The 3,262-nt window shown below is 69.9% G+C and carries 4 protein-coding genes; 2 read left to right on the plus strand and 2 right to left on the minus strand.

The features are described 5' to 3' along the window. Positions 1-74: 74 nt before the first annotated feature. Positions 75-401, minus strand: a complete 327-nt coding sequence (locus ACQKIP_RS43475; protein WP_365862216.1) for a hypothetical protein — start codon at positions 399-401, stop codon at positions 75-77. 539 nt (positions 402-940) lie between these two features. On the opposite strand from ACQKIP_RS43475, the gene ACQKIP_RS43480 reads away from it, so the two are divergent. Beyond that, entirely contained in the window at positions 941-1,291 is a 351-nt protein-coding gene (locus tag ACQKIP_RS43480; protein ID WP_365862214.1) for a hypothetical protein, read from the plus strand. Next, on the plus strand, positions 1,288-1,800 hold the full coding sequence (locus ACQKIP_RS43485) for an ATP-binding protein (protein WP_365862213.1): 513 nt from the start codon (positions 1,288-1,290) through the stop codon (positions 1,798-1,800). Before ACQKIP_RS43480 ends, ACQKIP_RS43485 begins: the two co-directional genes overlap by 4 nt. 467 nt (positions 1,801-2,267) lie before the next feature. On the opposite strand, the gene ACQKIP_RS43490 is transcribed toward ACQKIP_RS43485, so the two are convergent. Then, positions 2,268-3,262 (minus strand): amidohydrolase family protein (locus tag ACQKIP_RS43490; RefSeq protein ID WP_427745547.1); only part of this gene is annotated, 995 nt, incomplete at its 5' end.

The following is a 3,262-nucleotide window of genomic DNA, read 5'->3' on the forward strand; positions in this document are numbered from 1 at the left end:
GTCTACGTGTCACACCCAGCGTCCTACCAGGTCCCACCCCCGCACGGGACCAGAACCCGAGAATGATCACGACCTCACACAGGCCCTAAGACGGGCGGCACGGACCGTGCTGGGGTTGGCAGGCGGAAACCGAGATCGGCCATGCTCCGCCCGCTTGTCATCTTGGTCAGGATGCGCTGATAAACGGCGCGGGGGCAGACGACTTTTCCGTCTTCCCAGTCGGCTACCAGGCGCGATCCGCAGGCGACGTTTTCCCCCATCGTCCTTCCGACCTTGTTGACCTCGTCGGCGAACTCGCCGCGGCTCATCTGGAACTCGAGCTCACGGACATTGCGTAGCCGGGTGTTGGGGAGGGGCTTGCGATGGTCGGGCATACCGGCTCCGGTGTCCGCGCGTTTCACGGGTGCGGCGACCGTACCGCTCCCACAGTTTCCCTGCCCCGGCCTTGACCGCAGTTCACCCGGTCCGGGCCGACTTGCATCGTTCTTTCATCGCTTCGCCGTCGCACCGCGATGCACGCGCCTGCTGATGTGGACCGTGACATGACGACCGATCAGGGAGACTGCCGTGGCCGACTCGCGGGCAAATCGGCCAGCACCGGGCGGACGCTGCCCCGATGCAGAGCTGGCACAGGCCGAGCGACTTACCGCCCTTCGAAGCTTCCGCGTGCAGGCCGTGCCATGCGGTCAACATCAATGCTGGGAAGCCGCGTTGACCATCTGGTGCGGAGTCGACGCGCGTCGGCGGGACGAGCCGCGAGCCCCGCACCCCGCCCGTGCACAGCACCCCGGTCACGCGGTCGGGGGCCTGTGCCCAACGCCTCTACCCCGCACCTCTTCTGGAGCTGAGCACGATGCCCCAAACTCCCGCACCTGCACCTACGATGCCGGTCACCACTCTGTTGGGAGCGGCGCCTACGGCGCCCGTCCATCCCCGCAGCGTGCTCTACACCTGCCACACCAACTCGCAGGAAGTGGCCCGGATATTGGTGGATCTCCGCGGTTACGCCAGCGCGTGCGGCTGGCCGGTCCTGCACGAGGTGTACGACCTGGCGCCGCCCGCTGTCCCGCGCTGCCGGCGGATCGGCTGGTGCACGGTGGAGCACCTGGCGCAGCGCGGAGAGGTGAACGCCGTCATTGCTCCGGCAGTGCGAGAGATCGCCTGGACGAAGAGCGAACAGATCACGCTGCGTGCGTGGCTGCTCGGCGCAGCGGTCTGCGTCCTTTGCCCGCAGGACGGGTTGTTTCAACCGGCCTGCACGCCGGTGAGGCCAAAGGAGGCGCAGGCGTGAGGTATCCCGCAGCACCCAGAGGCCACGCGGCCGAGCCGCCCACCGCCCACTCGCAGTCGCTGACCACCCGGCTGCGGCTGCCCGGAGACTCCGAGCACACCCCGGGCCAGGCCCGTGCCTACGTCGGCCTGACCCTGGCCGACTGGGGCGTGGCCGAGGCCATCCGTGCGGACCTGCAGCTGATCGTGAGCGAGCTGGCCACTAACGCGGTGACCTACACGCACAGTCCGGAGATCACGGTCGAGATCATCCTCACCGACGACGAGGCCGCGGTCAGCGTCGGCGACCTGGGCCCCCACCGCCCGCTCCATGCCCAGCACGCGGCACCCGATGCCGAGCACGGCCGCGGCCTGCTGATCGTCGAGGCCCTGGCGAGCCGGTGGGAACAGTGCAGGGATGACGGCGGCGGCACCACTGTGCGAGCGGGCATCGACCTGCCCGGCCGACCCGCGCATCCCACAGCCCACAGCGGCGAGGACGAAGCGGACGTCCCCCGAGGTCACCCCTGACCCTGCCCCATCCTGTGCCCTCGATGCGGAGCTGGTGCCCGCCCGCGCTCGCCCCTGGATCGCTGGGCCTGCGCTTGAGGGAGTGCCGCCACACCGGCGGCCGCACGTCGGGAACCCTCCTGGCAGATGACCTGGCCGTTCCCTTCTCGCGTCACGCAGACTCGCGAGGGCGCGACCCAGGTCTTCTCCGGTCCGCAGCTGCAGGGGTCACCGTGACGGCTCGGCCGTCGGCTGGTCGCAGACCGCCGTCACGAGCGGCAACTGGCGGGCACCATCGCCCGCAGCTACAGCATGCACGGCGGCCTCGCCGGCCGGTGAGTCGCCGACCGTGACGTCATCGCCCCGGTCACCCTCCTGGTAACCGACCAGCTCAACTCCCGTGCCAAGCCCTTGAGATGGGGCAGACCCGCACCGCCAACTCGCCTGCTGCGGAGCCGATTTGCGAACGCCGTTCGAGCAACGCGGCACTACTTGGTGCCGGGCTGGACGAGTTTGAAGAAGAAACGCGCGGCGGCATGCTGGGCTGCCCGGCGTACCCGGTGAGTGACCGGGCGGGCGGGGGCCGGAGAGGGGGAGCCGGTGGCCAGGCGCGGGAAGAGCGCCTCGGCATTGGCGTGGTTGATGGACCGCAGCGGTCCGGATTGCGTGAAGGTGTCGAGGCCGTTGGCGAAGTACTGCCCCGCGGGAGTGGGCGCAAAGGGCCAGTCGCTTCCGAACAGCACGTGTCCGGGCTGCGCGAAGGCGAGCAGGGTGGGCAGGGCGGCAGGGCTGGACGACAGGGCCGTGTCGAAGTAGAAGGCCCGGAAGTCCTCTAGCACGTCCAGCGGGCTGCGCTTGGTGTCGTTCGCGATGGTCACGGCCATGCGGTGGGAGGAGTAGGGCACGAAGCCGCCCGCGTGGCTGAGGATGAACCGTATGTTGCGGTACCGGCGGATGATGCCGTTGCGCACCAGCAGGTAGGCGGCGCGCGTGGTGTCCAGCAGAAAGTCGGCTGCGAACGGCGGGATGCCCTCGACCGCGGGGGCGGGCAGTTCGGCGGGATGGATGAACACCACGGCGCCGCGCTCGTCCAGGGCGCGCCACAGCGGTTCCTGCCCGTCGGCCCCCAGGTAGGTCCCGTCGTTGTTGGCGAGCAGTGTGACACCGTCGGCGTGCAATTCGTCCAGGGCGCGCACCGCCTCCCCGGTGGCGGCCTCCGCATCCGGCATGGGCAGGGTGGCAAAGCTGCCGAACCGTCCGGGATGCTCGGCGCACAGCTCCGATACGTGATCATTTAGGCGGCGTGCCAGGGCTGTTGCCTGGCCGGACTCGCGCAGGAAGCCGACCCCGGGCGTGGAGACGGACAGGATCGCGGTCCGCGTCCCCAGCAGGTCCATCTGGTCCAGCGCCGTGGCGGGGCTCCAGGCGGGCAGGGACCGGCCGCCGGCTTCGCCGATGCCCTGAGTGACGAGCGCCTCGCGGT

Source organism: Streptomyces sp. NPDC059900, from assembly GCF_050270335.1.
Lineage (GTDB): Bacteria > Actinomycetota > Actinomycetes > Streptomycetales > Streptomycetaceae > Streptomyces.